At 73.0% G+C, this 25374-nt stretch carries 22 protein-coding genes; 13 read left to right on the forward strand and 9 right to left on the reverse strand.

What is annotated here, in order from left to right; translation table 11 throughout:
- Positions 1 to 210: 210 nt before the first annotated feature.
- From fdhD to Nocox_RS11105, 5 genes are read right to left on the reverse strand one after another with little or no spacing between them, the layout of a single operon-like run.
- Positions 211 to 1020 carry a formate dehydrogenase accessory sulfurtransferase FdhD gene (gene fdhD / locus Nocox_RS11085; protein ID WP_026214818.1) on the reverse strand — a complete coding sequence of 270 codons (810 nt, stop codon included), beginning with the start codon at positions 1018 to 1020 and terminating at the stop codon, positions 211 to 213.
- Positions 1013 to 1855, reverse strand: a complete 843-nt coding sequence (locus Nocox_RS11090; protein WP_033410298.1) for a 2Fe-2S iron-sulfur cluster-binding protein — start codon at positions 1853 to 1855, stop codon at positions 1013 to 1015. Before Nocox_RS11090 ends, fdhD begins: the two co-directional genes overlap by 8 nt.
- Positions 1852 to 3669, reverse strand: coding sequence for an NAD(P)H-dependent oxidoreductase subunit E (locus tag Nocox_RS11095; RefSeq protein ID WP_020545438.1), 1818 nt, complete (start codon positions 3667 to 3669; stop codon positions 1852 to 1854). Before Nocox_RS11095 ends, Nocox_RS11090 begins: the two co-directional genes overlap by 4 nt.
- 3 nt (positions 3670 to 3672) lie before the next feature.
- Positions 3673 to 5574 (reverse strand): molybdopterin oxidoreductase family protein, encoded by a 1902-nt coding sequence (locus Nocox_RS11100; RefSeq protein WP_020545439.1) that lies wholly within the window; start codon positions 5572 to 5574, stop codon positions 3673 to 3675.
- A 38-nt stretch (positions 5575 to 5612) separates the two neighbouring features.
- Entirely contained in the window at positions 5613 to 6317 is a 705-nt protein-coding gene (locus Nocox_RS11105) for a 2-dehydropantoate 2-reductase (protein ID WP_020545440.1), read from the reverse strand.
- A gap of 111 nt (positions 6318 to 6428) precedes the next feature.
- On the opposite strand from Nocox_RS11105, the gene Nocox_RS11110 reads away from it, so the two are divergent.
- The 7 genes from Nocox_RS11110 to Nocox_RS11140 all read left to right on the forward strand — a co-directional run bounded on the left by Nocox_RS11110 (position 6429) and on the right by Nocox_RS11140 (position 15758).
- Positions 6429 to 7589: a molybdopterin molybdotransferase MoeA gene (locus tag Nocox_RS11110; protein WP_425517789.1), complete on the forward strand. Its 1161-nt coding sequence runs from the start codon at positions 6429 to 6431 to the stop codon at positions 7587 to 7589.
- A gap of 92 nt (positions 7590 to 7681) precedes the next feature.
- The gene (locus tag Nocox_RS11115) at positions 7682 to 9352 is read left to right on the forward strand and encodes a thiamine pyrophosphate-binding protein (protein ID WP_026214822.1); all 1671 of its coding nucleotides are present in this window, start codon (positions 7682 to 7684) and stop codon (positions 9350 to 9352) included.
- Between the two features lie 25 nt (positions 9353 to 9377).
- Entirely contained in the window at positions 9378 to 10604 is a 1227-nt protein-coding gene (frc, locus tag Nocox_RS11120; RefSeq protein WP_211212756.1) for a formyl-CoA transferase, read from the forward strand.
- Positions 10605 to 12719 (forward strand): acetate--CoA ligase family protein, encoded by a 2115-nt coding sequence (locus Nocox_RS11125; protein WP_020545444.1) that lies wholly within the window; start codon positions 10605 to 10607, stop codon positions 12717 to 12719. It abuts the gene before it with no gap.
- An 80-nt stretch (positions 12720 to 12799) separates the two neighbouring features.
- The gene (locus Nocox_RS11130; protein ID WP_051112684.1) at positions 12800 to 14290 is read left to right on the forward strand and encodes an Nramp family divalent metal transporter; all 1491 of its coding nucleotides are present in this window, start codon (positions 12800 to 12802) and stop codon (positions 14288 to 14290) included.
- Complete coding sequence (locus Nocox_RS11135; protein ID WP_020545446.1) at positions 14290 to 14781, forward strand: hypothetical protein; 492 nt, start codon at positions 14290 to 14292, stop codon at positions 14779 to 14781. The genes Nocox_RS11130 and Nocox_RS11135 overlap by 1 nt, the downstream gene beginning before the upstream one ends.
- Positions 14778 to 15758, forward strand: a complete 981-nt coding sequence (locus Nocox_RS11140) for a TerC family protein (protein WP_020545447.1) — start codon at positions 14778 to 14780, stop codon at positions 15756 to 15758. The genes Nocox_RS11135 and Nocox_RS11140 overlap by 4 nt, the downstream gene beginning before the upstream one ends.
- A 38-nt stretch (positions 15759 to 15796) precedes the next feature.
- Here the strand turns inward: Nocox_RS11140 and Nocox_RS11145 are convergent, their stop codons facing one another.
- The 3 genes from Nocox_RS11145 to Nocox_RS11155 form a co-directional block, all read right to left on the reverse strand.
- Positions 15797 to 15976: a hypothetical protein gene (locus tag Nocox_RS11145; protein ID WP_157383283.1), complete on the reverse strand. Its 180-nt coding sequence runs from the start codon at positions 15974 to 15976 to the stop codon at positions 15797 to 15799.
- A 90-nt stretch (positions 15977 to 16066) separates the two neighbouring features.
- Positions 16067 to 16801, reverse strand: a complete 735-nt coding sequence (locus tag Nocox_RS11150) for a GntR family transcriptional regulator (RefSeq protein ID WP_020545449.1) — start codon at positions 16799 to 16801, stop codon at positions 16067 to 16069.
- Between the two features lie 124 nt (positions 16802 to 16925).
- Positions 16926 to 18224 (reverse strand): MFS transporter, encoded by a 1299-nt coding sequence (locus tag Nocox_RS11155; protein ID WP_063711677.1) that lies wholly within the window; start codon positions 18222 to 18224, stop codon positions 16926 to 16928.
- A gap of 90 nt (positions 18225 to 18314) precedes the next feature.
- Here Nocox_RS11155 and sucC point away from each other — a divergent pair, with 90 nt between their 5' ends.
- From sucC to Nocox_RS11185, 6 genes are read left to right on the forward strand one after another with little or no spacing between them, the layout of a single operon-like run.
- Positions 18315 to 19445 (forward strand): ADP-forming succinate--CoA ligase subunit beta, encoded by a 1131-nt coding sequence (gene sucC, locus Nocox_RS11160; protein ID WP_020545451.1) that lies wholly within the window; start codon positions 18315 to 18317, stop codon positions 19443 to 19445.
- A 2-nt stretch (positions 19446 to 19447) separates the two neighbouring features.
- On the forward strand, positions 19448 to 20329 hold the full coding sequence (gene sucD / locus Nocox_RS11165; RefSeq protein WP_026214825.1) for a succinate--CoA ligase subunit alpha: 882 nt from the start codon (positions 19448 to 19450) through the stop codon (positions 20327 to 20329).
- Entirely contained in the window at positions 20326 to 21090 is a 765-nt protein-coding gene (locus Nocox_RS11170) for a hydroxypyruvate isomerase family protein (RefSeq protein ID WP_020545453.1), read from the forward strand. The genes sucD and Nocox_RS11170 overlap by 4 nt, the downstream gene beginning before the upstream one ends.
- Complete coding sequence (locus tag Nocox_RS11175) at positions 21087 to 21947, forward strand: 2-hydroxy-3-oxopropionate reductase (protein WP_020545454.1); 861 nt, start codon at positions 21087 to 21089, stop codon at positions 21945 to 21947. The genes Nocox_RS11170 and Nocox_RS11175 overlap by 4 nt, the downstream gene beginning before the upstream one ends.
- A complete protein-coding gene (gene gcl, locus Nocox_RS11180; protein WP_020545455.1) occupies positions 21944 to 23665 on the forward strand; it encodes a glyoxylate carboligase in 1722 nt (573 codons plus the stop codon). The genes Nocox_RS11175 and gcl overlap by 4 nt, the downstream gene beginning before the upstream one ends.
- Before the next feature lie 13 nt (positions 23666 to 23678).
- Positions 23679 to 25022, forward strand: coding sequence for an aldehyde dehydrogenase family protein (locus tag Nocox_RS11185; RefSeq protein WP_033410303.1), 1344 nt, complete (start codon positions 23679 to 23681; stop codon positions 25020 to 25022).
- Here the strand turns inward: Nocox_RS11185 and Nocox_RS11190 are convergent.
- Positions 25019 to 25369, reverse strand: a complete 351-nt coding sequence (locus Nocox_RS11190; protein ID WP_020545457.1) for a DUF6703 family protein — start codon at positions 25367 to 25369, stop codon at positions 25019 to 25021. The genes Nocox_RS11185 and Nocox_RS11190 overlap by 4 nt on opposite strands.
- Positions 25370 to 25374: the final 5 nt, after the last annotated feature.

Genomic DNA, 25374 nt, shown 5'->3' on the forward strand with positions numbered 1-25374 from the left:
ACATCATGGGAGTCAGTATGCGCCAAAATGAAAACGGTTGTCAAAATCTGTCCACCGGGCAGCGGCCATGGGATTGGGGACGCTGCGCGTACGGGTTCGCGAGGGAGCGCCGTCGCCTGGACTGAGGAGCGCAGGGAGCGAAGCGACCGGAGCGACGAGGGAAGGCGACGGATCTGAGCGACCGAGCCCGCCTGCGCGAAGCGCAGGCAATCAGACCCGCCGTTCACCGGTGTAGACGTTCATCGAGTTCCCGCGCAGGAACCCGATCAGCGTCAGCCCTTCCTCGGCGGCGAGTTCGGCGGCCAGCGACGACGGCGCCGAAACGGCGGCGAGCACGGGCACGCCGCCCATCACCGCCTTCTGCACCAGCTCGAACGACGCCCGGCCGGACACCATGAGCACGCATCCGCGCAACGGCAGCCGTCCTTCCCGCAGCGCCCACCCGAGGAGCTTGTCGACCGCGTTGTGCCGGCCGACGTCCTCGCGCACGCACAGCGGCTCGCCCTCGGCGGTGAACAGGCCCGCGGCGTGCAGGCCGCCGGTGCGGTCGAAGACGCGCTGGGCGGCCCGCAGCCGGTCGGGCAGGCTCGTCACCATGTCGGGCCGCAGCGTGACGGGGTCACCGGCGGCGCTCCAGCGGGCGACGGTGCGTACCGCTTCCAGGGACGCCTTGCCGCACACGCCGCAGGAGGAGGTGGTGGAGAAGTTGCGCGGCTCGGGGGCGGGCACGCCGGGGGAGAGCCGCACGTCGAGCACGTTGTAGGTGTTGCCGCCGTCCACGGTGGCGCCCGCGCAGTAGCGGATGGTGGCGATCTCGCCGGGCGAGCCGACGGCCCCCTCGCTGACGAGGAACCCGGCGGCGAGGTCGAAGTCGTCGCCGGGGGTGCGCATGGTGACGGTCAGCGGGGTGCCGCCGAGCCGGATCTCCAGCGGCTCCTCGGCGGCGAGCGTGTCGACGGCAGGCAGCCGGGACCGGTCCTTCACGCGGACGATCCTGCGTTTGACGGCGACCCTAGACATAGCCGTACCCGAAGCGGCCCTTCACGCAGAGGTTGCCCTTCGTGACGGGATTGTCGTGCGGCGACGTCACCTTGACGATCTTGTTGTCCTGGACGTGCAGGGTGAGGTTGCAGCCGACGCCGCAGTAGCTGCACACGGTGGTGGTCTCGCTCTGCCGCGACTCGTCCCAGGTGCCCTCGGCCCGCATGTCGAACTCGGTCTTGAACGACAGCGCGCCCGTCGGGCAGACCTCGACGCAGTTGCCGCAGTAGACGCAGGCCGAGTCGGTGAGCGGGGCGTCGAACTCGGTGGAGATCGTCCCGTCGAAGCCCCGGCCGGCGACGCCGATGGCGAAGGTGTTCTGCCACTGCTCGCCGCAGGCGTCCACGCACTTGTAGCACAGGATGCACTTGCTGTAGTCGCGGACGTAGAGGTCGTTGTCCACCTTGGCGGGCTGCTCGACGGTGGCCGCGTCCGCGCCGAAGCGGGCGGGGTCGGCGCCGTACTCGGCGGTCCACTCGGCGGCGCGCGGCGTCGTGGACAGGTCCACCGACGAGCCGAGCAGCTCCAGCACGACCTTGCGGCTGTGCCGGGCGCGCTCGGACCCGGTGCCGACCTTCATGCCCGCCTCGGCCTTGCGGGAGCAGGCGGGGGCGAGGGTGCGGGCGCCCTCGACCTCCACCACGCACACCCGGCAGGCGTTCTTCGGGGTGAGGGTGTCGCCGTGGCAGAGGGTGGGCACGTCCTTGCCCGCCGCCCGGCAGGCGTCGAGGATGGTGGCGCCCTCCGGCACGCGGACGGTCTCGTCGTCGATCTGTACGTCGATGAGCCGCCGGGGCGGCTGCAACGGGATCATTCGTATACTCCCAGGCGGTCGATGGCCGATTCGACGGCGTTCCACGCGGTCTGCCCGAGGCCGCAGATCGAGGCGTCGCGCATGGTCCTGCCCACGTCGCGCAGCAGCACCAGGTCGTCGTGCGAGACCCGACGGGACAGCCGGTGCAGGGCCTCCTCCTGGCGTACGGTGCCGACCCGGCAGGGCACGCACTGGCCGCAGGACTCGTCGCGGAAGAACTCCGCGATGCGGAGGAGCAGCTGTCTGAGGTCCACGGTGTCGTCGATGACGAGCACCACGCCGGAGCCGAGCGTGGCGCCGGCGTCCCTGGTGCCCTCGAAGGTGAGCGGGATGTCCAGGTCCGTGACGAAGGCCCCGGCGGCGCCGCCGAGCAGCACCGCGCGGGTGGTGCCGGTCGTCCCGGCCAGTTCGAGCAGCTCGCGCAGGGTCGCGCCGAAGGTCAGCTCGTACACGCCGGGCCGTTCCACCGCGCCGGAGACGCAGAACAGCTTGGGCTCGGCCGCCGCGTACGCCCGCGCCCCCCGCTCCAGGATCGGCAGCACGTTGACCAGCGTCTCGACGTTGTTGACCACGGTCGGCTTGCCGAACAGGCCCTTCTCCACGGGGAACGGCGGCTTGCTGCGCGGCTCGCCGCGGTGTCCCTCGATGGAGTTGAAGATCGCGGTCTCCTCGCCGCAGATGTACGCGCCCGCGCCCCGGCGCAGCTCGATGTCGAAGGAGAAGCCCTTGCCGAGGATGTCGGGGCCGAGCAGGCCGCGGGCGCGGGCGGTGGCGATGGCGTGTGCGAGGCGGGCGGCGGCCCTCGGGTACTCGCCCCGGATGTAGAGGTAGCCCTGGGCGCAGCCGGTCGCGTACGCCGCGACGGTCATGGCCTCGACCAGCGCGTACGGGTCGTTCTCCATGACCACCCGGTCCTTGAACGTGCCCGGCTCGCTCTCGTCGGCGTTGCACACCAGGTAGTGGGGGTGGTCGGGCTGGCGGGCGGCGGCGTCCCACTTGCGGCCGGTCGGGAAGGCGGCGCCGCCCCTGCCGACCAGGCCCGACTCCAGCACCTCGCGGATCACCCCGGCGGGGCCCAGCTCGAAGGCGCGGCGGAGGGCGGTGCAGCCGCCGGTGGCGCGGTAGTCGTCGAGGCTCGCGGGGTCTGCCCGGCCGGCCCGGCGCAGCAGGATGAGGCCGTCCTGGCCGGCCTGCGGCACGGCGGCCACGGCGGGGGCGTCGCCGGCCACGTCGAGGCGCGGCCCGCTGCCGTTGGGGCTGGGGGCGCCCGCCATCGCGTCGGCGGGGGTGCTGACCATGGCGTCGGCGTCCGCCGGGGCGTACACCTCGGCGCGCGGCGCGGGGCCCGCCTCCAGGGCGAGCGCGGCCGGGGCCCGCTCGCACAGGCCCAGGCAAGGGCTCTCCTGCCAGGTCTCGCCGGGCGGGCCGAGGCGCTCCTCGACCTGCTCGCGCAGCCGCCTGGCGCCCTTGGCCTGGCAGGCCAGGTCGGTGCACACGTGCAGCACGCGCGGCGGGCGCGGCCGGAGCGAGAACAGCGAGTAGAACGTCGCCACCCCGTACGCCTCGGCGGGCGGCACGGTGAGCCGCCGGCAGACGTAGTCGAGCGCGCCCTCGCTGATCCAGCCGACCCGGTCGTTGACGGCGTGCAGCGCGGGCAGCAGCAGGTCGCGCCGGGGCTCTGCGCGGGCGGCGAAGCGCAGGTCGGCGGCGGATCTGGCGCCGCCTTCCCAGCCGGTGGCGGGCGGGCCGAGCACGGCGTCGACCGCCGCGCGTTCCTCGTCGGACGGTTCGGCGTCGCGGAATCGGATGTCCATGTCTCACCCGGCCTTGACGAGCTTCTCGACGCGGACCGCGGCCGCCTTGAACTCGGCCGTGCCGGCGATGGGGCAGGTGGCCTCGATGGTCAGCGAGTTGACGTCCACGTCGTCGGGGAAGTGGAAGGTCATGAAGACCAGGCCGGGCCGCAGCGCCGGGTCGATGAAGACGGGCGCGACGACCGAGCCGCGCCGCGAGGTGATCCGTACGTCCTCGCCGGCCGCGACGCCGAGCCGCTGGGCATCCTCGGGGCACAGCTCGACGGTCTCGCCGCGGCGCAGCGGCGAGGCGAACCCGGAGGACTGCACGCCGGTGTTGTAGGAGTCGAGGCGGCGGCCGGTGGTCAGCCGCAGCGGGTACTCCTCGTCCAGCAGGTCCACCGGCGGCGAGTGCTCCAGCACCGCGAACGGCGCCGGCGCGCCGCGCCGCTCCGGGTCGCTCTCCCAGAGCCGCCCGTGCAGGTACGGCGGTTCCAGCGCGTCCTCCGACGGGCACGGCCACTGGATGCCCTGCAGTTCGGTCAGCCGCCGGTAGCTCATGCCGCGGTGCTGCGGCGACAGGGAGCGCAGTTCGTCCCAGACCTCTTCGGCGCCGTCGTAGGCCCAGTCGTGGCCGAGGCGGCGGGCCAGCTCGCACAGGATCCAGATGTCGTCGCGGGCCTCGCCCGGCGGTTCGAGCGCCTTGCGGACCCGCTGCACCCGCCGCTCGCTGTTGGTGAACGTGCCTTCGGCCTCGCACCAGGCGGCGCTGGCCGGCAGCACCACGTCGGCCATCTGGGCGGTCCTGGTGAGGAAGATGTCCTGGACCACCAGGTGGTCGAGCATGGCCAGGCGCTTGGCGCAGGCGAGCGAGTCGGCCTCGGACTGCACGGGGTTCTCGCCGACGATGTAGCAGGTGGTGACCTCGCCCTCGGCCATGCCCTCCAGCATCTGGGTGAGGTTGAGCCCGTAGCGGGGCTGGATGGGGGCGCCCCACGCGCTCTCGAAGCGGGCGCGCAGGTCCGGGTCGAGGATGTCCTGGAAGCCGGGCAGCCGGTTGGGGATCGCGCCCATGTCGCCGCCGCCCTGGACGTTGTTCTGGCCGCGCAGCGGCGACAGACCGGAGCCGTAGCGGCCGACGTGCCCGGTCAGCAGGGCGAGGTTGATCAGGGCCCGGACGTTGTCGGTGGCGTTGTGGTGCTCGGTGATGCCGAGCGTCCAGCAGAGCTGGGCGCGGTCGGCGCGGGCGTAGGCGTGCGCCAGCTCCCTGATCGCCGCCGCCGGCACGCCGGTGACCTGCTCGGCGGCCGTGAGCGTCCAGGGCTCGACGCACTCCTTGAACGCGGCGAAGCCGACGGTGGCGCGCTCGATGAACGCCTCGTTGTGCAGCCCGGCGTGGATGATCTCGCGGGCGACGGCGTGGGCGAGCGGGATGTCGGTGCCCACGTTGAGCCCGAGCCACAGGTCGGCCCACTGGGCGGTGCCGGTGCGGCGCGGGTCCACCGCGAACATCCTGGCGCCGTTCCTGATGCCCTTCAGCACGTGCTGGAAGAAGATCGGATGGGCGTTGCGGGCCGCCGACCCCCACATGACGATCACGTCGGTGTCCTCGACCTCCTGGTAGGAGGAGGTGCCGCCGCCGCTGCCGAACACGGCGGAGAGCCCGGCCACGCTGGGGGCGTGGCAGGTGCGGTTGCAGGAGTCCACGTTGTTGGTGCCGATGACCACGCGGGTGAACTTCTGCCCGACGTAGTTCATCTCGTTCGTGGAGCGGGCGCACGACAACATCGCGAAGCAGTCGGGGCCGTGCTCGGCGACGTTGCGGCGGAAGCCCTCGGCCGCGCGGTCCAGGGCTTCCGCCCAGGTCGCCTCGCGCAGCGCCCCGTTCTCGCGCACCAGTGGACGGGTCAGGCGGTCATAGCTCATGATCCCTCCATTCTGTATACAGGCTACGGTATTCTGAGCTACACCGCGCGGACAAGGTTCGCGTTCAGCAGGTCGCTCACGGCGTGGATCGCCCGCAGCGTCGGGACGTCCGCGCCGGTCAGGTCGGCGAGCTCGACCACGGCCGCGAGGAGCACGTCCAGCTCCAGCGGCTTGCCCTTCTCCAGGTCCTGGAGCGTGGAGGTCTTGTGCTCTCCGGCCTTCTCCGCGCCCCGCAGCCGGCGCTCGATGGAGAACCGGGTCCCCTCCAGGTGGCGGACGACGCCGGGGCTCTCGATCTCGGTGGCCGCGTACACCACGCAGCCGACGGCCCGGTGCAGGGGCAGCGCGGCCGTGACCGCGCCGCCCGGGTCGACGCTCTCGATGCGGTAGCCCTCGTAGGGGCCTTCGAGCCGGTGGAAGTACCACCACGGGATGCCGTTCTGCGCGGCGATGACGCTCGTGGTCGCGTGCAGCAGCGGCGCGATCATGGGGCCCGCCGAGGCGTAGCTGTTCGCCTTGAGACCCAGGAAGACGTGGTCCACCGGCCCGACCTCGGCAGGGTCGTCGGTGGCATGGGGGTGGGCGGTGAAGTCGCCCCTGGGGGAGAGCACCCGCACACCCGCGCGGCGGATCGCCTGGAGGTGCTCGCCGCGGGCGATCAGGTGCACCTCGACTCCCGCCCGGTGGAGGGCGGCTCCCACGTACGCGCCGATGGCGCCGGCGCCAAGAACAGCGACCTTCATACTGAGCGCTCCGTTCTCGCGTCGGATTTGCATTCGGTATACAGTATGGAAAAACACGGGTCAAGGAGCTTGCGGATGACGGTTCTGCGGCATGATCCAGTGGTGGAAGCGATGTCATGGGAGGCCGCGCGGCGCGTCGCGGCCGGGAGCGCGAAGCCGCTCGGAGCCGTGCCGGTGCCGCTCGCCGAGGCCCTGGGATGCCGGTTGGCCGGGCCGCTGCGGGCCCTCGTCCCGGTGCCGGGCGCGGACGTGTCCGCGATGGACGGCTACGCCGTCGCCGGGGACGGGCCCTGGCGGCTCGCCGGGCGGGTGCTCGCCGGTGGCGCGGCCCATCCCGGCCCGCTCGCGGCGGGGGAGGCCGTCGAGATCGCCACCGGGGCGCCGGTGCCGGAGGGGACCGGGGCGGTGGTGCCGTACGAGCGCGCCATGGCGGGCGCGGAGAGCGTGGACGGGGCCGCGGAGCCCGGACGGCACATCCGGCGGCGCGGGGAGGACATCCCAGAGGGGGCCGTGGTGCTGGAGGCGGGCGCGGTGGTGACGCCGGTCGCGCTCGGCCTGGCCGCCGCGCTCGGCCACGACGACCTCCTCGTCCGGCCCCGGCCCGGCGTCCTGGTGCTGATCACCGGGGACGAGGTCGTGCACAAGGGGCGCCCGGGCGCGGGGCGGGTGCGCGACGCCATCGGGCCGTTCCTGCCCGGCCTGGTGGAGTGCGCGGGCGGGCGCGTCGCGGACACCGTCCACCTCCCCGACGGCCCGTCCGCCCTCCACGCCGCCCTGTCGGCGACCACCGCCACTCCGGGCGGGGCGCGGGACGGGGTGGACGTCGTGGTGGTGTGCGGGGCCTCCTCCAAGGGGCCCGCCGACCACCTGCGGGGCGTGCTCGCCGCGCTCGGCGCCGACGTGCTCGTGGACGGGGTCGCCGTACGTCCTGGGCATCCGCAGGCGCTGGCCCGGCTGCCGCACGGGCCGCTCGTGGCCGGGCTGCCCGGCAACCCGTTCGCCGCGCTCGGCGCGGCGCTCACGCTGCTCGTCCCCGCCCTGCGCCGGCTGGCAGGGACGCCCGTGACCAGGGAGACCGGCACGCTCGGCGGCGGCGTGCGCCCGCACCCCCGCGACACCCGGCTGGTGCCGGTCCGCCGCACGGCGGGAGGGGCCGCGCCCGTGGGTCATGACCGGCCGGGATCCCTGTGGGGAGCGGCCCTGGCGGACGCCCTGGCGGTGGTCCCCCCGGGCTGGGACGGCGAGCGGGTCGAGCTGATCGAGTTGCCCTGACGGTCTAGACAGGCCGTTCGGGAGAGAGTAACCATTGCCTTCATACGGTATGCAGTATGCGGAAGACAGCGCTCTCCGAAGGGTGGCAAGGAATGTCGGAAACGATCTCTGGCGGTCATCTCGTGGCCAAGGCGCTCAAGGCCGAGGGCGTGGACGTGATCTACACGCTCTGCGGCGGCCACATCATCGACATCTACGACGGCTGCGTCGATGAGGGCATCGAGGTCATCGACGTACGCCACGAGCAGGTCGCCGCACACGCCGCCGACGGACACTCCCGCATCACCGGCCGGCCCGGCTGCGCGGTCGTCACCGCCGGCCCCGGCACGACCGACGCGGTGACCGGTGTGGCCAACGCCTTCAGGGCGGAGAGCCCGATGCTGCTCATCGGCGGCCAGGGCGCGCTGAGCCAGCACAAGATGGGCTCACTCCAGGACCTGCCGCACGTGGACATGATGGCCCCGATCACCAAGTTCGCCGCCACGGTGCCGAGCACGGAACGGGTGGCCGACCTCGTGTCGATGGCCTTCCGCGAGTGCTACCACGGCGCGCCCGGCCCGTCGTTCCTGGAGATCCCGCGTGACGTGCTGGACGCGAAGGTGCCCCTGGACAAGGCCCGCATCCCGAAGGCGGGCCACTACCGGGCCTCGACCCGCCAGCAGGGCGACCCCGAGGCCGTCGAGCGGCTGGCCGACCTGCTGGCCCACGCCGAGAAGCCGTGCATCCTGCTCGGCAGCCAGGTCTGGACCTGCCGGGCCACCGACGCGGCCATCGACTTCGTCCGGGCGCTCAACGTGCCGGCGTACATGAACGGCTCCGGCCGCGGCACCCTGCCGCCGGGCGACCCCCACCACTTCCAGCTCAGCCGCCGCTACGCCTTCACCGAGGCCGACCTCATCATCATCGTCGGCACCCCGTTCGACTTCCGCATGGGCTACGGCAAACGGCTGTCCCCGACGGCGACCGTCGTCCAGATCGACCTCGACTACCGCACGGTGGGCAAGAACCGCGACATCGACCTCGGCATCGTCGGCGACGCCGGCCTCGTCCTGTCGGCCGCCGCGCAGGCCGCGAGCGGGCGGATCGGCGACGCCGCCGCCAGGCGCAAGGCGTGGCTGGACGAGCTGCGCGCGGTCGAGACCCAGGCCTACGAGAAGCGCCTGCCCCGCCAGCACTCCGACGCCCGGCCGATCGACCCCTACCGGCTGGTGCACGAGATCAACGAGTTCCTCACCGAGGACACCATCTACATCGGCGACGGCGGCGACATCGTCACCTTCTCCGGCCAGGTCGTGCAGCCGAAGTCGCCCGGCCACTGGATGGACCCCGGCCCGCTCGGCACGCTCGGCGTCGGCATGGCCTTCGCGATGGCGGCCAAGAAGGCCCGGCCGGACAAGGAGGTGCTGTGCCTGTTCGGCGACGGCGCCTTCAGCCTCACCGGCTGGGACTTCGAGACGATGGTCCGCTTCGACCTGCCGTTCATCGGGATCGTCGGCAACAACTCCTCGATGAACCAGATCAGGTACGGCCAGGCCGCCAAGTACGGCGAGGACCGCGCCCGCGTCGGCAACACCCTCGGCGACATCCGCTACGGCGACTTCGCCAAGCTCCTCGGCGGCCACGGCGAGGAGGTACGCGACCCGGCCGAGATCCGCCCCGCGCTGGAGCGGGCCCGCCAGTCCGGCAAGCCCGCGCTCATCAACGTCTGGGTCGATCCGGAGGTCTACGCCCCCGGAACCATGAACCAGACGATGTACAAGTGACGACGCACCAGCGAAGGGCGGTCAGATCATGAAAGCTCTCGAAGGCGTCCGCATCCTCGACATGACGCATGTCCAGTCCGGCCCCTCGTGCACCCAGCTGCTCGCCTGGCTCGGCGCGGACGTGGTCAAGCTGGAGGCCCCCACCGGCGACATCACCCGGCAGCAGCTGCGCGACGTGCCCGGCGTCGACAGCCTCTACTTCACGATGCTCAACTGCAACAAGCGCAGCATCACGCTCAACATGAAGAGCGAGCGCGGCAAGCAGCTCTTCACCGAGCTGGTGAAGGACGCCGACGTCCTGGTGGAGAACTTCGGGCCGGGCGCGGTGGACCGCATGGGCTTCCCCTGGGAGCGCCTCCAGGAGCTCAACCCGCGCCTGATCTACGCCTCGATCAAGGGCTTCGGCGCCGGCCGGTACGCGACGTTCAAGGCGTACGAGGTGATCGCCCAGGCGATGGGCGGCTCGATGAGCACCACCGGCTTCGAGGACGGCCCGCCGCTCGCGACCGGCGCCCAGATCGGCGACTCGGGCACCGGCATCCACGCCGTGTCCGGCATCCTTGCCGCCCTCTACCAGCGCGAGCGGACCGGGCGCGGGCAGCGCGTGCAGGTGGCCATGCAGCACGCCGTGCTGAACCTGTGCCGCGTCAAGCTGCGTGACCAGCAGCGCCTCGCGCACGGCCCGCTGCGGGAGTACCCCAACAGGACGTTCGGCGACGAGGTGCCGCGCTCGGGCAACGCGAGCGGCGGCGGCCAGCCGGGCTGGGCGGTGCGCTGCGCGCCCGGCGGTCCCAACGACTACATCTACGTGATCGTCCAGCCGGTGGGCTGGCGGCCGCTCTCGGCCATCATCGGCCGTCCCGAGCTGGCCGAGGACCCCGAGTGGGCGACGCCGGAGGCCCGGCTGTCCAAGCTGGACAAGATGTTCCAGCTCATCGAGGAGTGGACGATCCGCCACGACAAGTGGACGGTGCTGGACCGGCTCAACGCCGCGAACGTCCCCTGCGGGCCGATCCTGTCCACCAGGGAGCTGGTGGAGGACGAGAGCCTGCGCGAGGAGGGCATCGTCGTCACGGTGCCGCACCCCGAGCGCGGCGACTTCGTCACCGTCGGCAGCCCGTTGCAACTGTCCGACTCGCCGGTGGAGGTCCGCACCCCGCCCCTGCTCGGCGAGCACAACGAGGAGATCTACGGCCGGCTCGGCGTCGGCACCGAGGAGCTGGCCGAGCTCAAGGCGAACGGAGTCATCTGAATGGACCCCAGGCACGTGATCGAGCGGGCCCGCGCCGAGGGACGCGCGGCGCTGACGGCTCCCGAGGGCCGGCTGCTGTGCGAGGCGTACGGCATCGCCACGCCCGGCGAGGGGCTGGCCGGTTCGGCGGAGGAGGCGGCGGAGCTCGCGGGGAAGATCGGGTTTCCGGTCGTCCTGAAGATCGTCTCGCCGGACATCCTGCACAAGACGGACGCGGGCGGCGTGCTGGTCGGCCTGCGGACGCCCGAGGAGGTACGCCAGGGCTACGCCACGATCCTCGCCAGCGCCCGCGCCCACGCCCCGGACGCGAGGATCGACGGTGTCCAGGTGCAGCAGCTCGTCGGCGGCGGCCTGGAGGTGATCGTGGGCGCGGTCACCGACCCGACCTTCGGCAAGGTCGTCGCGTTCGGCCTGGGCGGCGTCCTGGTCGAGGTGCTGAAGGACGTGACCTTCCGGCTCGCCCCGGTCTCCGGCGACGACGCGCTCGCGATGCTGGACGACATCCGGGCGGCCGAGGTGCTGCGCGGCGCCCGTGGCGCCGAGCCCGTGGACCGCGCGGCGCTGGCCGCGCTGATCGAGCGCGTCGGCCGGCTGGTCACCGACCATCCCGAGATCGTCGAGGTGGACCTCAACCCGGTCTTCGCCGACGCCGGGGGAGCCGTGGCCGCCGACGTGCGGATCATCGTCGGCGACCGGCCGGCCGAGGTCCCCCGGCTGCCGCGGGAGGAGATCCTGCGGCAGATGACGCGCCTGTTCAAGCCGCGCTCGGTCGCCGTCATCGGCGCCTCCGCCGAGACCGGCAAGATCGGCAACTCGGTCATGCGCAACCTCATCAACGGCGGCTACCGGGGCCGGATCCTGCCGATCAACCCGAAGGCCGACGAGATCATGGGGCTGCCGGCGTACAAGAGCGTCGCCGACGTGCCCGGCGAGGTGGACGTGGCCGTCTTCGCCATCCCCGCCAAGTTCGTCGCCGCCGCGCTGGAGGAGGCGGGGGAGAAGGGCGTGGCCGGGGCCGTGATGATCCCGTCGGGCTTCGCCGAGACCGGCAACGTCGACGGCCAGCGGGAGATCGTCGAGATCGCCAGGCGGCACGGCGTGCGCATGCTCGGCCCCAACATCTACGGCTACTACTACACGCCCGAGAACCTCTGCGCGACCTTCTGCACCCCCTACGACGTGCGCGGCAGCGTCGCGCTGACCTCGCAGAGCGGCGGCATCGGCATGGCCATCCTGGGCTTCAGCCGGACGACCAGGATGGGTGTGTCCGCCATCGTCGGCGTCGGCAACAAGGCCGACGTGGACGAGGACGACCTGCTGACCTTCTTCGAGCAGGACGACAACACCAAGGCCGTCGCCATGCACCTGGAGGACCTCAAGGACGGGCGCGGCTTCGTCGAGGCGGCCCGCCGCGTGGTCAGGGAGAAGCCGGTCATCGTGCTCAAGGCCGGGCGCACCGCGATGGGCGCGCGGGCGGCCGGCTCGCACACCGGCGCGCTGGCCGGCGACGACAAGGTCTACGACGACATCCTCCGCCAGGCCGGCGTGGTCCGCGCCCCCGGGCTCAACGACATGCTGGAGTACGCCCGCGCGCTGCCCCTCATGCCCGCGCCCGAGGGCGAGAACGTCGTCATCATCACCGGGGCGGGCGGCTCCGGCGTGCTGCTCTCCGACGCCTGCGTGGACGCCGGGCTGACGCTCATGGACATCCCGCCCGACCTCGACGCCGCGTTCCGCGCCTACATCCCGCCCTTCGGCGCGGCCGGCAACCCCATCGACATCACCGGCGGCGAACCGCCCGCGACCTACGAGAACACGATCCGCCTCGGACTCGGCGACGACCGCATCCACGCGCTCGTCCTCGGCTACTGGCACACGATCGTGACGCCGCCGATGGTCTTCGCCGAGCTCGTCGCGCGGGTGGTGGCGGAGGAGAGGGAGAAGGGCAACGTCAAGCCGGTCGTGGCGTCCCTGGCCGGGGACACCGAGGTCGAGGAGGCCGGCGAGTACCTGTTCGAGCACGGCGTGGTCGCGTACCCGTACACGACGGAGAAGCCCGTCGCGGTCCTCGGCGCCAAGTACCGCTGGGCCAGGGCCGCCGGACTGCTGCGCTAGAGCCAGGCGGAGCAGAACGAGGCGAGGGGGCTAGATCGGGGCGCACGAGGAAGGCAACAAACCCCCCAGGAGGTCCGTAGGTGGACACATCGAACACACCACCGGCGACGGCCACGCCGCCGGTCGAGGATCAACGAGTATGGAAAGCGGGCCGGCTGGAGCCGATGCCCATCAGGAAGCTCCCCGACGCGCCGCCCTCGGTGCACGTGCTCGGGCCGACGGTCTTCCTGGTGGCGCTCGGCGTCGGCATGGGCGAGTCGTACATGTGGCCCCGGCTGGTGCTGCTGTTCGGGCCCGAGATCAGGTGGCTGTTCCTGATCGGCGTGACCCTGCAGGCCGTGGTCATGCTGGAGATGGCGCGCTACGCCATGGCCACCGGGGAGAGCATCTTCTCCGGCGCGGCCCGGGTGTTCAAGCCGCTGATGTGGTTCTTCTTCGTCGTCGCCGTCGCGGTCTACATCTGGCCGGGGCACCTGTCGGCGGGAGCGGCCGCGTTCGAGGAGATCACCGGCATCCCCTGGATGGTGACGGCGATCGTCGGCCTGGTCTTCGTCGGCGTCGTCTTCACCCTCGCCAAGGTGATCTACAACCTCCTGGAGGTCGCGCTGTCGCTGCTCATCGGCACGCTCGTGCTCGGCACGGCCGTGGTCGCGGCGATGGTCGGCTCCTGGAGCGACGTGGTCACCACGATCACCGGCATGTTCTCCTTCGGCTACCTGCCGCCCGAGGCGCTGTCGGCGGCCTGGTTCCCGGTCATCGTCGGGGCGTGCGCGTTCGCCGGGCCCTCCGGCATGCAGCAGATGTGGTACACGCTGCACCTGCGTGACTCCGGGGCCGGCATGGGCGCGCACCAGCCGCAGATCCGCGGGCTGCGGCACGCCGGCGAGGAGGAGGAGCGGCCCGCGCGCGGGTTCATGTTCGACACCTCCGACCCGGCCGAGATGGCGAAGTGGAAGGGCTGGCGGCGCTGGGTCACCTTCGACGCGCTGCTGCTGTTCTGGGGCATCACCATGCTGGTCACGATCTCCTTCACGGTGATCGCGCAGGCGGCGGTCCGGATCGACCCGGGCGTGCGGACGGTCATTCAGGGCGACGACCGGGAGGTGGCGCTGACCGCGATGTCCAACGCCGTCTCCTCGGCGGGCAGTTCGGTTCTCGGGGTCGTGTTCCTCGGGTTCATCGCGCTGATCGGCCTGAACGCGACGCTCGGCCTGTTCGACTCGTTCTCGCGCGGCCAGGCGGACATGACCTTCCACTTCATCCCCGGCGCGAAGAAGCTGGGCATGTCCAAGCTGTACGCGATCTTCCTGTGGGGAGTGATCCTCTTCGGGATCCTGATCCTGCTCTTCGGGCCCGCGGACGGCCCGAGCGGGATCCTGGACACGCTGGCGTTCCTGTCGACGTTCGCGATGGGGGCGTACTGCGTGACGCTGCTGCTGGTGAACAACCGCATGCTGCCCAAGCCGATCAGGCCCAGATGGTGGTCGAACGTGATCATCGGCTTCGGCGCGGTGTTCTACCTCGGCATGCTGTTCTACAGCCTCTTCGCCTACGGCGTGGTCGTGGGCTGATGGAGCGACGGCACAGTTTCGAGCTCGCCCTGCCAGGGGCGTCCATCGGAGCCGTCGCCGGCGCCATGGCCGGTGGGCTGACCCTCGTCGCGGGGGCGCCCACCGGACTGGCCGCCCAGGCGGCCCTGGCGCTGGCCACGCCGCTCGCCCTCTTCGGCGGGCTGTTCGGCGTGCTCGTCGGCCACGGCGTGCTCCGGCCCGGAACCTTCGGGCCGGCCGGCCTCTACTGGATGGCGGCCTTCCCGCTGTCCCGGGTGCTCCAGGAGAGTGTGGCCGGGGTGGGCATGAACGACGGCGTGCTGCCCTTCCTCGCCTACCAGGCCATGGTGGGGCTCGGCTTCGCCATCGGCTTCGTCTGGCTGCACGAGCGGTTCATGCCGTACTGGCTGTCGCGCCGCGCGGCCGTGAACCCGCTGGCGGCCGAGCTGCTCGGCGTCTACGTCAGGTACGCCACGACAGTCCGCGCGGGAAAGAAGGGAAGCAGGCGGTGAACCTGCCCTTCTGGATCTGGGCGGCCACCCTCGGGGGCTTCGCCGCGATCCTCGCGTTCGACTTCTGGATGGTGGCCCGCAACCCGCACGAGCCGTCGATGCGCGAGTGCGTCGCCTGGGTGTCCTTCTACGTCGGGCTCGCCGCGGTCTTCGGGGCCGGGCTGCTCCTGCTGTCCGGCCCCGCGCACGGCGGGGAGTTCTTCGCGGGGTGGATCACCGAGTACTCGCTCAGCGTGGACAACCTCTTCGTGTTCCTGCTGATCATGAGCAGGTTCCGGGTGCCGCGGGAGTACCGGCAGAAGGTGCTGCTCATCGGCATCGTGCTGGCCCTGGTCATGCGGGGGGCGTTCATCGCGGCCGGCGCGGGCGCCGTCCAGCGCTTCGACTGGCTCTTCTACGTGTTCGGCGCCTTCCTCGTCTACACGGCGTGGAAGCTGATCGGGCACGAGGAGGAGGCGGAGTTCTCGGAGAACCTCGCGCTGCGGACCGTGCGGCGGGTGCTGCCGACCACGGACACCTACCACGGCGCCCGCCTCACCGTGCACCACGGGCGCAGGATGGTGACCCCGATGCTGATCGTGATGGTCGCCATCGGGACCACCGACCTGCTGTTCGCGCTCGACTCGATCCCGGCCATCTTCGGGCTCACCAAGGAGCCCTACCTGGTGTTCACCGCGAACGCCTTCGCCCTCATGGGGCTGCGGCAGCTCTTCTTCCTCATCGGCGGGCTGCTCGACCGGCTCGTCTACCTGAGCAAGGGGCTGTCGGTGGTGCTCGCCTTCATCGGGCTGAAGCTCATCATGGAGGCGCTGCACCACGACGGCGTGTCCTGGGCGCCGGAGGTGCCGATCCTCGTCTCCCTCGGCGTCATCGTCGGCACCCTCGCCGTGACCACGGTGCTGAGCCTGGTCAAGTCGGCCCGCGACACGAGGAGGGCGAGGGAGCGGGAGACGGTGGAGCAGGCGTCGGGGCGCTGATCCGGCCGCGGCGGGGGCGTGCCGCTCTCGCCGCGGCCTCAGTGCCGCGGGCTCTCGTGGACGTCGTGCCCGGAGGCGGCCCACAGCCGCAGGTGGCGCTCGGCGTCGTGGGCCGAGCCCTGCTCGCGCAGCGCCGTGCTCAGCGCGAGGCCGATCGCCCGGCCGTCCGCCGGCGAGCCGGCGCGTTCCGAGAGGAGAAAGCGGAGGAACGCTCTCATGGTCATGCACCTCCCTTCCATGTCGCTCCATCCTCCGGCGGAGGTGTTTCCGCGCGGGTGCCGCGAGGTGAACGTCAGGTCAACCGGCCCTCAGCCGGTCGTGCGGCGGCGCCGGCGCACCGGCTTGGGCGCGGGCTGGACCGGCTCCTTCTCCCGCTGCGCCATGTAGGACTCGCGGGTGTGCTCGGTGTGCTCGCGCATGACCTTCGCCGCGCGGCGCTCGTCGCCGGCCTCGATGGCGTCGATCAGGCTCGTGTGCTCCTCCCAGGAGGCCATGCCGCGCCGGCGGGCCACCGGCGTGTGGTACCACCGCACCCGCCTGGCCACCTGGCTGGTCAGCTCGGCCAGCACCTTGTTGCCGGACAGCGCGGTCACCAGGGCGTGCAGCTCGGAGTTGGTGGCCACGGCGGCGTCCACGTCGTCGGCCTGCACGGCGGCGATGCCGCGCGCGCAGAGCGCGCGCAGCCGCTTCACGCCGTCCTCGTCGGCGTGCAGGGCGGCCAGCCGCGCCGACTCGGTCTCCAGCAGCGCCCGGACGGCGAGCAGCTGGTCGGCCTCCTCCACGGTGGGCACGTGCACGAACGCGCCCTGGCCGGGGTGCAGGTCGACCCAGCCTTCGCCGCTGAGCTGCTGGAGCGCCTCGCGCACGGGCTGCCTGGAGACGCCGAGGAGGTCGGCCAGCTCGCTCTCGACCAGGTGCTGGCCGGGCTTGAGCTGGCCGGAGACGATCAGCTCCTGGATGGCTTCGATGACGCTCTCCCGCAGGGTGGCGGGGCGCTGGATCTTGGTGGCCGCCGGCTGACCGGCCTGCTCCGACAGCAACATGGTCACCTCTCCAGGGGGCTGCGTATCGTACGGGTCTGGGCGTTTCAGTGTTTTTGGTCGACTGCCTACAGCATACCGTTCGTGGAGCGAACGTGGCCCGTGAGCCTCGTCACAGAACGCCTGCTCACGCGGGGAGCGTGGCGGGCAGGCCGGGCAGGCGCAGGCGGGGCGCGGCCAGCGCGGGCAGGGCCGCCAGCGCGGCGGCGGCCAGCAGGGCGGTCGCGGGCGCGGTCAGCGCGGCGGCGGTCAGCGCGACCGCGCCGACGCCGGCCAGGGCCTTGGCGCTGTAGACGACGGCGTGGATCTCGCCGTGCCGCTCGACCCCGAAGAACTCCCTGACGAGGCTGGCGAGCAGCGGGTAGAAGGCCCCGCCCCCGAGCCCGGCCGCGACCACCCCCAGCCAGAGCAGCGCCCCGTGCCCGGCCTCGCCCGCCGGAACCGCCGCCGCCCCGGCCCCCGCCGTGCCCCCCACTCCGGCCCCCGCCGTCATGCCGGCGGCCAGGAGGACCTGGCCGAGGGCGAGCGAGCCGAGGACAGCCGCCAGGGTGCGGCGCCGGCCGAACCGCTCGGAGCCGCGCATCGCCAGCGACCGCCCGGCGCCGTTCAGCGCGACCAGCAGCGCCACCGCCGCCCACATCCCGGTCCCCGCCACCACGATCACGTCGAACACCGACACCGCCCCCGCGCAGGTCAGGATGAGCGCCAGCGCGGGGAGCGCGCGCGTGCGCAGCGCCTGGGGCAGGAGGAACTGGCGGGCGGCGTCGGGGGTGACCCGCAGCCGGGCCGCGTCCAGCGTGTGCGTACGCGGATCCAGGCTCTCCGGCCACCACAGCGCCGGAGCCGCGCGCAGCCCCCGCGCCGCCGCCCCGACGACGACGGCGGCCACCGCCGCGGCGGTCACGAACGCGGCCGGCGTCGATCCGGGGGCGAGCCCGGCCCACACCAGCAGCGGCACGGCGCCGTAGCCGAACGCCCCGGTGATCAGCCCGACCCTGGCGGCGGCCCGGTCCGGGTACCAGGAGGCGACGACCTCGCAGCACACCCCGTAGACCAGGCCCGCGCCCAGGCCGCCGAGCAGCGCGTACCCCGCGAGGGCGAGCGGCCAGGCGGTCCCGGCGAGGCCGGCGGCGGCGAGGCCGGCGGCGCTGAGGACCGCTCCGGCGGCCAGCGCGGGCCGGACGCCGAGGCGGCCCCGGCGTACCAGGTGGAGCGCCGGCAGGGCGCCCGCGGCCTGGGCGGCGATCCACGCGGCGAGCAGGGTCAGGCCGGCGCCCTCGCGGGCGAGGAGGGCGGCGAAGCCGTACTGGAGGGGGCTGATCGCCGCCATGGCGGCCAGGGAGAGCCGGAACATGCGGGTGCGGTCGGCGGGGACGGGCCCGGGAAGGTACGCGCGGCCCCGCCAGTCCCGAATTGCATTCTCCATACTGTATGGAATATCCCGCTGTTCAGCCCGATGTCGAGACCCTGGACGGAGAATACTCCATACGGTATACCGTACACAAAGGAGGCTCGGATGGACCTGTACGAGTACCAGGCGAAGGAGCTCTTCAGGCGGCACGGCATCCCGGTCCCGCGCGGCGCGGTCGCGGAGACCCCGGCCGAGGCCCGCGCGATCGCGGCCGGCCTGAACGCGCCCATCGTCATCAAGGCCCAGGTCAAGACCGGTGGACGAGGCAAGGCGGGCGGGATCAGGCCCGCCGCGGGGCCGGGCACGGCCGAGCGCGAGGCTGCCCGCGTGCTCGGCATGGACATCAAGGGACACCGCGCGCGCCGCGTCCTGGTGGAGGCCGCGACCGTGCCGTTCGAGGAGTACTACGCGGCCTTCCTGGTGGACCGCGCCGAGGGCGGCTTCCTGGCGATGGTGTCCGGCCAGGGCGGCGTGGAGATCGAGGAGCTCGCGGCGAGCGATCCCGGCGCCATCGTCAGGCTCCCGGTGGACCCGGTCACCGGTGTGGACGCCGGCGTCGCGCGGCGCCTCGCGGCCGACGCGGGCCTGCCCGAGCAGGCCGCGGAGGTGCTGGAACGGCTGTGGCGGGTGCTGGTGGCCGAGGACGCGCTGCTCGTCGAGGTCAACCCGCTCGTCTGCACCACCGACCAGAGAGTGGTGGCGCTCGACGGCAAGGTCACCCTGGACGACAACGCCGCCTTCCGGCACCGGCGCGAGGCCGAGGAGCCGGAAGGCGGGCTGGAGGACCTCGCCCGCGCCAAGGGACTGAACTACGTGAAGCTGGACGGCTCGGTCGGCGTGATCGGCAACGGCGCGGGCCTGGTGATGAGCACGCTGGACGTGGTGGCCGGCGCCGGCGCGGCCCCGGCGAACTTCCTGGACATCGGCGGCGGCGCCTCCGCGCGGGTGATGGCCGACGGGCTGGAGATCGTCCTGTCCGACCCGGACGTGCGCTCGGTGCTGGTCAACGTCTTCGGCGGCATCACCGCCTGCGACGCCGTGGCCGACGGCATCGTCACCGCACTGGAACTCCTCGGCGAACGGGGCCGCGGCCGGCCCGTCGTCGTACGGCTGGACGGCAACAACGCCGAGCTGGGCCGGCGCATCCTCGACGAGGCCAGGCACCCGGCCGTCCGCCAGGTCTCCACCATGGACGGCGCCGCCGCCACGGCGGCACGACTCGCGGCGGGAGCGTGAACATGGCGATCTTCCTGACCAAGGACAGCCGGGTGCTCGTGCAGGGCATGACCGGCGCGGAGGGCACCCGGCACACGGCCCGCATGCTGGCCGCCGGCACCGACGTCGTGGCCGGGGTCACCCCGGGCAAGGGCGGCAGGTCGGCGGACTTCGGCGAGCGCACGGTGCCGGTGTTCGGCTCGGTGGCCGAGGCCGTGGCGGAGACCGGCGCGGACGTGTCGGTGGTGTTCGTGCCGCCGCGCTTCACCGGCGGGGCCGTCGAGGAGGCGGTCGCGGCCGGGGTGCCGCTCTGCGTGGTGATCACCGAGGGCGTGCCGGTGCACGACACCGTGCGCTTCCTGGCGCTCGCGCGGGGGCGTACCAGGATCGTCGGCCCCAACTGCCCCGGCCTGATCAGCCCAGGGCAGTCGTCGGCCGGCATCATCCCCGCCGACATCACCACGGCCGGCCGCATCGGCCTGGTCTCCAAGTCCGGCACCCTCACCTACCAGCTCCTGTACGAGCTGCGCGACCTTGGCTTCTCCACCGCCGTCGGCATCGGCGGCGACCCGGTCGTCGGCACCACGCACATCGACTGCCTGCGGGCGTTCCAGGACGACCCGGGCACCGACGCGATCGTGCTGATCGGTGAGATCGGCGGCGACGCCGAGGAGCGGGCCGCCGCCCACATCGCCGCGCACGTCACGAAGCCGGTGGTGGCGTACGTGGCCGGGTTCACCGCCCCCGAAGGCAGGACGATGGGCCACGCGGGGGCCATCGTCTCCGGCTCCTCCGGCACCGCCCGCGCCAAGAAGGAGGCACTGGAGGCCGCCGGCGTCCGCGTCGGCGAGACCCCCTCCGAGACCGCCCGCCTCATGCGCTCCGTCCTGGCGGGCGCCTCATGAGGTTCGCCGTCAACCTGTCCATCCTGCTCACCGAGCTGCCGCTGCTGGAGCGGCCCGCCGCCGCGGCCGAGCACGGGTTCGATGCCGTCGAGCTGTGGTGGCCCTTCGACGGGCCGGAGCCGACGGCCGCGCAGACGGCCGACCTGCGCCGGGCGATCGAGGCGGCCGGGGTCCGCCTGACCGGGCTGAACTTCGACGCCGGCGACATGGCGGCCGGCGAGCGCGGCCTGCTGGCCCGCCCCGGCGGAGCGGAGCGGTTCCTCGCCGCCGTCGGGCCCGCCGTCCGGCTGGCGGGGGAGCTGGGCTGCCCGGTGCTGAACGCCCTCTACGGCAACGGCCCCGGCACCGACAGGGAGCTGGCCGTGGCCAACCTGCGGCGGGCGGCGGACGCGGCGGCCGGCGTCGGCGCGACCGTGGTCGTCGAGGCGCTCAACGCGCACGAGAACCCGCACTATCCGATCACGTCGTCGGAGGCCGCGTTCGCGCTGATCGAGGAGGTGGACAGGGAGAACGTCGCCTTCCTGGCCGACCTCTACCACCTGCACAGGATGGGCGAGGACGTGCTCGGGCTCATCGACCGCCACGCCGCCCGCTTCGGGCACGTGCAGATCGCCGACGACCCCGGCAGGGGGCGGCCCGGCAGCGGCGGCATGCCGTACCCGGAGATCCTCGCGCGGCTCGCGGCCGCGGGCTACGAGGGGCACGTCGGCCTGGAGTACCGGCACGAGGGGCCGGGCGCGTTCGACTGGAGGCACGCGTGAAGATCGGCTTCATCGGTCTGGGGATCATGGGCGGCCCGATGGCCGCCAACCTCGTCAAGGCGGGTCACACCGTACGCGGCCACGACATGAGCGCCGCGCCCGTCGAGCGGCTGGCCGCGCTCGGCGGCGAGGCCGCCGCCGGCGTGCCGGACGCGGTCGGCGGCGCGGACCTCGTGATCACCATGCTGCCCGACTCGCCGCAGGTCGAGGAGGTCGCGCCGCTCGTCGTCGCGCACGGCCGCCCCGGCCTGCTCTACCTCGACATGAGCACGATCAGGCCGGAGACCTCCCGCCGGGTGGCGCGCGAGGCCGCCGCGGCCGGCGTGCGGGCGCTGGACGCCCCGGTGAGCGGCGGCGAGCGCGGCGCGATCGACGCCACCCTGTCGATCATGGTGGGCGGCGAGCGGGAGGCGTTCGAGGCGGCCCGCCCGGTCCTCGGGTCGCTCGGCACCACGATCGTGCACGTGGGCCCCGCCGGGGCCGGGCAGACCGTGAAGGCGGCCAACCAGCTCGTCGTCGGCGGCATCTACGGCCTGGTGGCGGAGGCGATCGTGCTGCTGGAGGCGAGCGGCGTCGACCCGGTGGCCGGCCTGGACGTGCTCGCGGGCGGCCTGGCCGGCTCCCGGATCCTGGAGCTCAAGCGGCACACCATGATCAGGCGCGAGTTCACCCCGGGCTTCCGCATCGACCTGCACCACAAGGACATGGGCATCGCCGTCGCCGCCGCCCGCGAGGCCGGCGTCGCGCTGCCGCTCACCGGCCAGGTCGCCCAGCTCGTGGCCGCGGCGCGGGCGCAGGGGCACGGCTCGCTCGACCACTCCGCCCTGCTCAAGGTCGTCGAAAGGCTGAACACGTGAAGCGCATCCCGTGCATGGAGGCCGTGGTCGCGGTGCTGGAGTCGGAGGGGGTGGACACCGTCTTCGGCATCCCCGGTGCGGCCATCCTGCCTTTCTACGCCGCGCTGCGGGGCAGCTCGATCCGGCACGTGACGGTCCGCCACGAGGAGGGCGGCACGCACGCGGCCGACGGCTGGGCCAGGGTCACCGGCAACGTCGGCGTCTGCGTCGGCACCTCCGGCCCGGCCGGCACCAACATGATCACCGGCCTCTACACCGCGCTCGCCGACTCGATCCCGATGATCTGCGTCACCGGTCAGGCCGAGAGCGCCAAGCTGCACCAGGAGGCGTTCCAGGCGGTCGACATCGTGGAGGTCGCCCGTCCGGTCACCAAGTGGGCGGTGCAGCTCAAGGAGCCCGCCCAGGCGCCGTGGGTGTTCCGCGAGGCGTTCAGGATCGCCCGCTCGGGACGGCCGGGACCGGTGCTCGTCGACCTGCCGCTCGACGTGCAGCGCGGCACCTGCCGCTACGACCGCGACCTCGACGCCCCGCTGCCCGTCGAGGTGCCGAGCCCGCTGCCGAAGGCGGTGCGCAGGGCGATGGACCTGCTGGAGGGCGCCCGGCGGCCGATCATCCTCGCGGGCGGCGGCGTCATCATCGGCGAGGCCACGGAGGAGCTGCGCGCGCTGGCCGAGCACCTCCAGGTGCCGGTGCAGGTGACGCTCATGGGCAAGGGGGCCTTCCCCGAGGACCACCCGCTGTTCGCCGGCATGGCCGGCATCCAGACGCAGACCCGCTGGGGGAACGCCGCGTTCCTGGACAGCGACCTGGTGCTCGCGGTCGGGGCGCGCTTCGGTGACCGGCACACCGGCGACCTGGACGTCTACCGGCGCGGCCGCACCTTCGTCCACGTGGACATCGAGCCGACCCAGCTCGGCCGGGTCTTCGAGCCCGACCTCGGGATCGTCGGGCACGCCCGGCCCACGCTCGCCGCGCTCCTCGGCGAGGCCCGCGCCCGCGGCGGCCCCCGCGCGCCGGGCAAGTGGGTGCGCAGGGTGGCCGGCCTGCGCCGCGCGCTGAACCGGCGCGACGACTTCGACGACGTGCCGATCAAGCCGCCCCGGGTGTTCCGCGAGATCAACGACTTCTTCGGCAGGGACACCACGTTCGTCACCGCGATCGGGCTCTACCAGATCTGGTCCGGGCAGTTCCAGGCGACGTACCTGCCGCGCCGCTACCTGGTGTGCGGGCAGGCCGGGCCGCTGGGGTGGGAGGTGCCGGCCGCGATGGGCGTCAAGTGCGCGCACCCGGAGCGGCAGGTGGTGGCCGTCGTCGGCGACTACTCCTTCCAGTTCCTCATGGAGGAGGTCGCGGTGGCCGCGCAGCACCGGATCCCGTTCGTCATCATCATGATCAACAACGAGTATCTGGGGCTGATCCGGCAGGCCGAGCTCCCGTACGGGATGAACTACGCCGTGGACCTGCACTACGGCGAGGGCGGCATCGACCACGTCAAGGCCATGGAGGCGTTCGGCTGCCCGGCGCGCCGGGTCGAGCTGCCCGGCGACCTCAGGGACGCGCTGTCCTGGGCGAGCGCCGCGGCCGCCCGCGAGCGGCTGCCGGTGCTGGTGGAGGTGATGGTCGAGCGCGAGGCCAACGCTGCCATGGGTCCGGCGCTGGACGCCATCAAGGAGTACGAGCCGCTGCCCGAGCTCATCTCCGCCGACTGGTCCGACTGAGGAGGGATCCGACATGCGGCTCAAACCAGGTATGGCCTGGCACGACGTCTACGACCGCTGCCGGACGGCGGCTCCCGAGGCATTCCACGACGACCGGGTGCTCAACCACTGGGGCGGCATCTGGCACCGCGACGGCCGCCCCGTGCCCGGCTTCTCGCCCCTCGACGGCACCGCCATCGCCGGGCCGCCGCGCCTCGACCGGGCCGGCGCGGCCAGGGCCGTGGCGGGAGCCGCCGAGGAGCACCGGCGCTGGCGGCACGTCCCGCTCGCCGCGCGCAAGACCATGGTCGCCGCCGCCGTCGAGTCCATGGCCGCCCACCGCGACCTGCTGGCCCTCCTGCTGGTCTGGGAGATCGGCAAGCCGTGGCGGACCGCCCGCGCCGACGTGGACCGCTGCCTCGACGGCGTGCGCGCGCTCGCCGTCCGCGAGGGGCTGCCGTTCACCCTCGTCAGCGGGGGAGGGGCGGACCTGTCGCCGGTGCTGGCCGGCGGGCGGGCCCTCGGCTGCGTGTCGTTCGTCGGCGGCAGGGACGCCGGGGCGAAGGTCGCCACCTCCCTGGCCGACCTCGGCCGGCGGCACGTGCTGGAGCAGGAGGGGCTCAACTGCTGGGGCGTGTGGCGCTACGGCGACTGGGACACCCTCACCCGCCAGATCCGCGCCTCCTTCGACTACGGCAAGCAGCGCTGCACCGCCTATCCGCGCTTCGTCGTGCAGCGGGCGTTGTTCCACGACTTCCTGCGGGCCTACCTCGCGGCGGTGGACGCCGTGCGCTTCGGCCACCCCCTCGCCGTCGCCGGCCCGGACGACCCGCTGCCCGAGCTGGACTTCGGCCCGCTGATCAACGCCTCCAAGGCCAAGGAGCTCGCCGACCAGGTGGACGAGGCGGTGGCGCGCGGCGCGGTGCCGGTGCACCGGGCCTCGCCGGAGTCCGGGCACTTCCTGCCGGGCCAGGACACCTCCGCCTACTTCGCCCCGACCGCCCTGCTCGACCCGCCCCGCTCCTCGCCGCTCCACCACGCCGAGCCGTTCGGCCCGGTCGACACGATCGTCCTGGTGGACACCGAGGCCGAGCTGCTGGCCGCCATGAACGCCAGCAACGGCGCGCTCGTGGCCACCCTCTCCTGCGACGAGGAGGACACCTTCCGCCGCCTGGCTCCCGAGGTGCGGGCCTTCAAGGTCGGCCACAACCGGTCGCGCTCGCGCGGCGACCGCGAGGAGCTGTTCGGCGGGCTCGGCGCGTCGTGGCGGGGCGCGTTCGTCGGCGGCGAGCTGCTGGTCAGGGCCGTCACCGAGGGCCCGGACGGCGAACGCCTCCCGGGCAACTTCCCGCACTACACGCTGCTGCCCCCGGCCTAACCCGGGATCAGGCCGAAGCGGGTCGCCGCCACCGCCGCCACGAACAGCACCATGGCGACCCGCAGCAGCTTCGCGCCCGGCCCCAGCGACGGCCAGGACAGGAACGCCAGCCAGCCGACGAACGCGAGCACCGCCAGCGCCGCCACCCCGCCGAGCGGGTTCGCCACCGCGAGCGCGGTCAGCAGCAGCACCACCAGCACCACGGGCGGCACCCAGCGGGGCACCTGCGTGAAGAGGTACGCCATCGGGACCGCGCTCCGCCGCTCCACGGCCTTGCGCAGCCCGCTCGCGCCTTCGGTGAAGAACCGCTCGCCCTGGGGAAGCGGGCGCTTGTCGTGAGAGGCCACGCCCA

The organism is Nonomuraea coxensis DSM 45129 (assembly GCF_019397265.1).
GTDB lineage: Bacteria > Actinomycetota > Actinomycetes > Streptosporangiales > Streptosporangiaceae > Nonomuraea > Nonomuraea coxensis.

What these genes read in the sequence shown, in the direction of transcription:
- fdhD (WP_026214818.1), bottom strand. Translation starts at nt 1,020, where the DNA reads ATGTCTAGGGTCGCCGTCAAACGCAGGATCGTCCGCGTGAAGGACCGG.
- Nocox_RS11090 (WP_033410298.1), bottom strand. Translation starts at nt 1,855, where the DNA reads ATGATCCCGTTGCAGCCGCCCCGGCGGCTCATCGACGTACAGATCGAC.
- Nocox_RS11095 (WP_020545438.1), bottom strand. Translation starts at nt 3,669, where the DNA reads ATGGACATCCGATTCCGCGACGCCGAACCGTCCGACGAGGAACGCGCG.
- Nocox_RS11100 (WP_020545439.1), bottom strand. Translation starts at nt 5,574, where the DNA reads ATGAGCTATGACCGCCTGACCCGTCCACTGGTGCGCGAGAACGGGGCG.
- Nocox_RS11105 (WP_020545440.1), bottom strand. Translation starts at nt 6,317, where the DNA reads ATGAAGGTCGCTGTTCTTGGCGCCGGCGCCATCGGCGCGTACGTGGGA.
- Nocox_RS11110 (WP_425517789.1), top strand. Translation starts at nt 6,429, where the DNA reads ATGTCATGGGAGGCCGCGCGGCGCGTCGCGGCCGGGAGCGCGAAGCCG.
- Nocox_RS11115 (WP_026214822.1), top strand. Translation starts at nt 7,682, where the DNA reads ATGTCGGAAACGATCTCTGGCGGTCATCTCGTGGCCAAGGCGCTCAAG.
- Nocox_RS11125 (WP_020545444.1), top strand. Translation starts at nt 10,605, where the DNA reads ATGGACCCCAGGCACGTGATCGAGCGGGCCCGCGCCGAGGGACGCGCG.
- Nocox_RS11135 (WP_020545446.1), top strand. Translation starts at nt 14,290, where the DNA reads ATGGAGCGACGGCACAGTTTCGAGCTCGCCCTGCCAGGGGCGTCCATC.
- Nocox_RS11145 (WP_157383283.1), bottom strand. Translation starts at nt 15,976, where the DNA reads ATGAGAGCGTTCCTCCGCTTTCTCCTCTCGGAACGCGCCGGCTCGCCG.
- Nocox_RS11150 (WP_020545449.1), bottom strand. Translation starts at nt 16,801, where the DNA reads ATGTTGCTGTCGGAGCAGGCCGGTCAGCCGGCGGCCACCAAGATCCAG.
- Nocox_RS11155 (WP_063711677.1), bottom strand. Translation starts at nt 18,224, where the DNA reads ATGGAGAATGCAATTCGGGACTGGCGGGGCCGCGCGTACCTTCCCGGG.
- sucC (WP_020545451.1), top strand. Translation starts at nt 18,315, where the DNA reads ATGGACCTGTACGAGTACCAGGCGAAGGAGCTCTTCAGGCGGCACGGC.
- sucD (WP_026214825.1), top strand. Translation starts at nt 19,448, where the DNA reads ATGGCGATCTTCCTGACCAAGGACAGCCGGGTGCTCGTGCAGGGCATG.
- Nocox_RS11170 (WP_020545453.1), top strand. Translation starts at nt 20,326, where the DNA reads ATGAGGTTCGCCGTCAACCTGTCCATCCTGCTCACCGAGCTGCCGCTG.
- Nocox_RS11185 (WP_033410303.1), top strand. Translation starts at nt 23,679, where the DNA reads ATGCGGCTCAAACCAGGTATGGCCTGGCACGACGTCTACGACCGCTGC.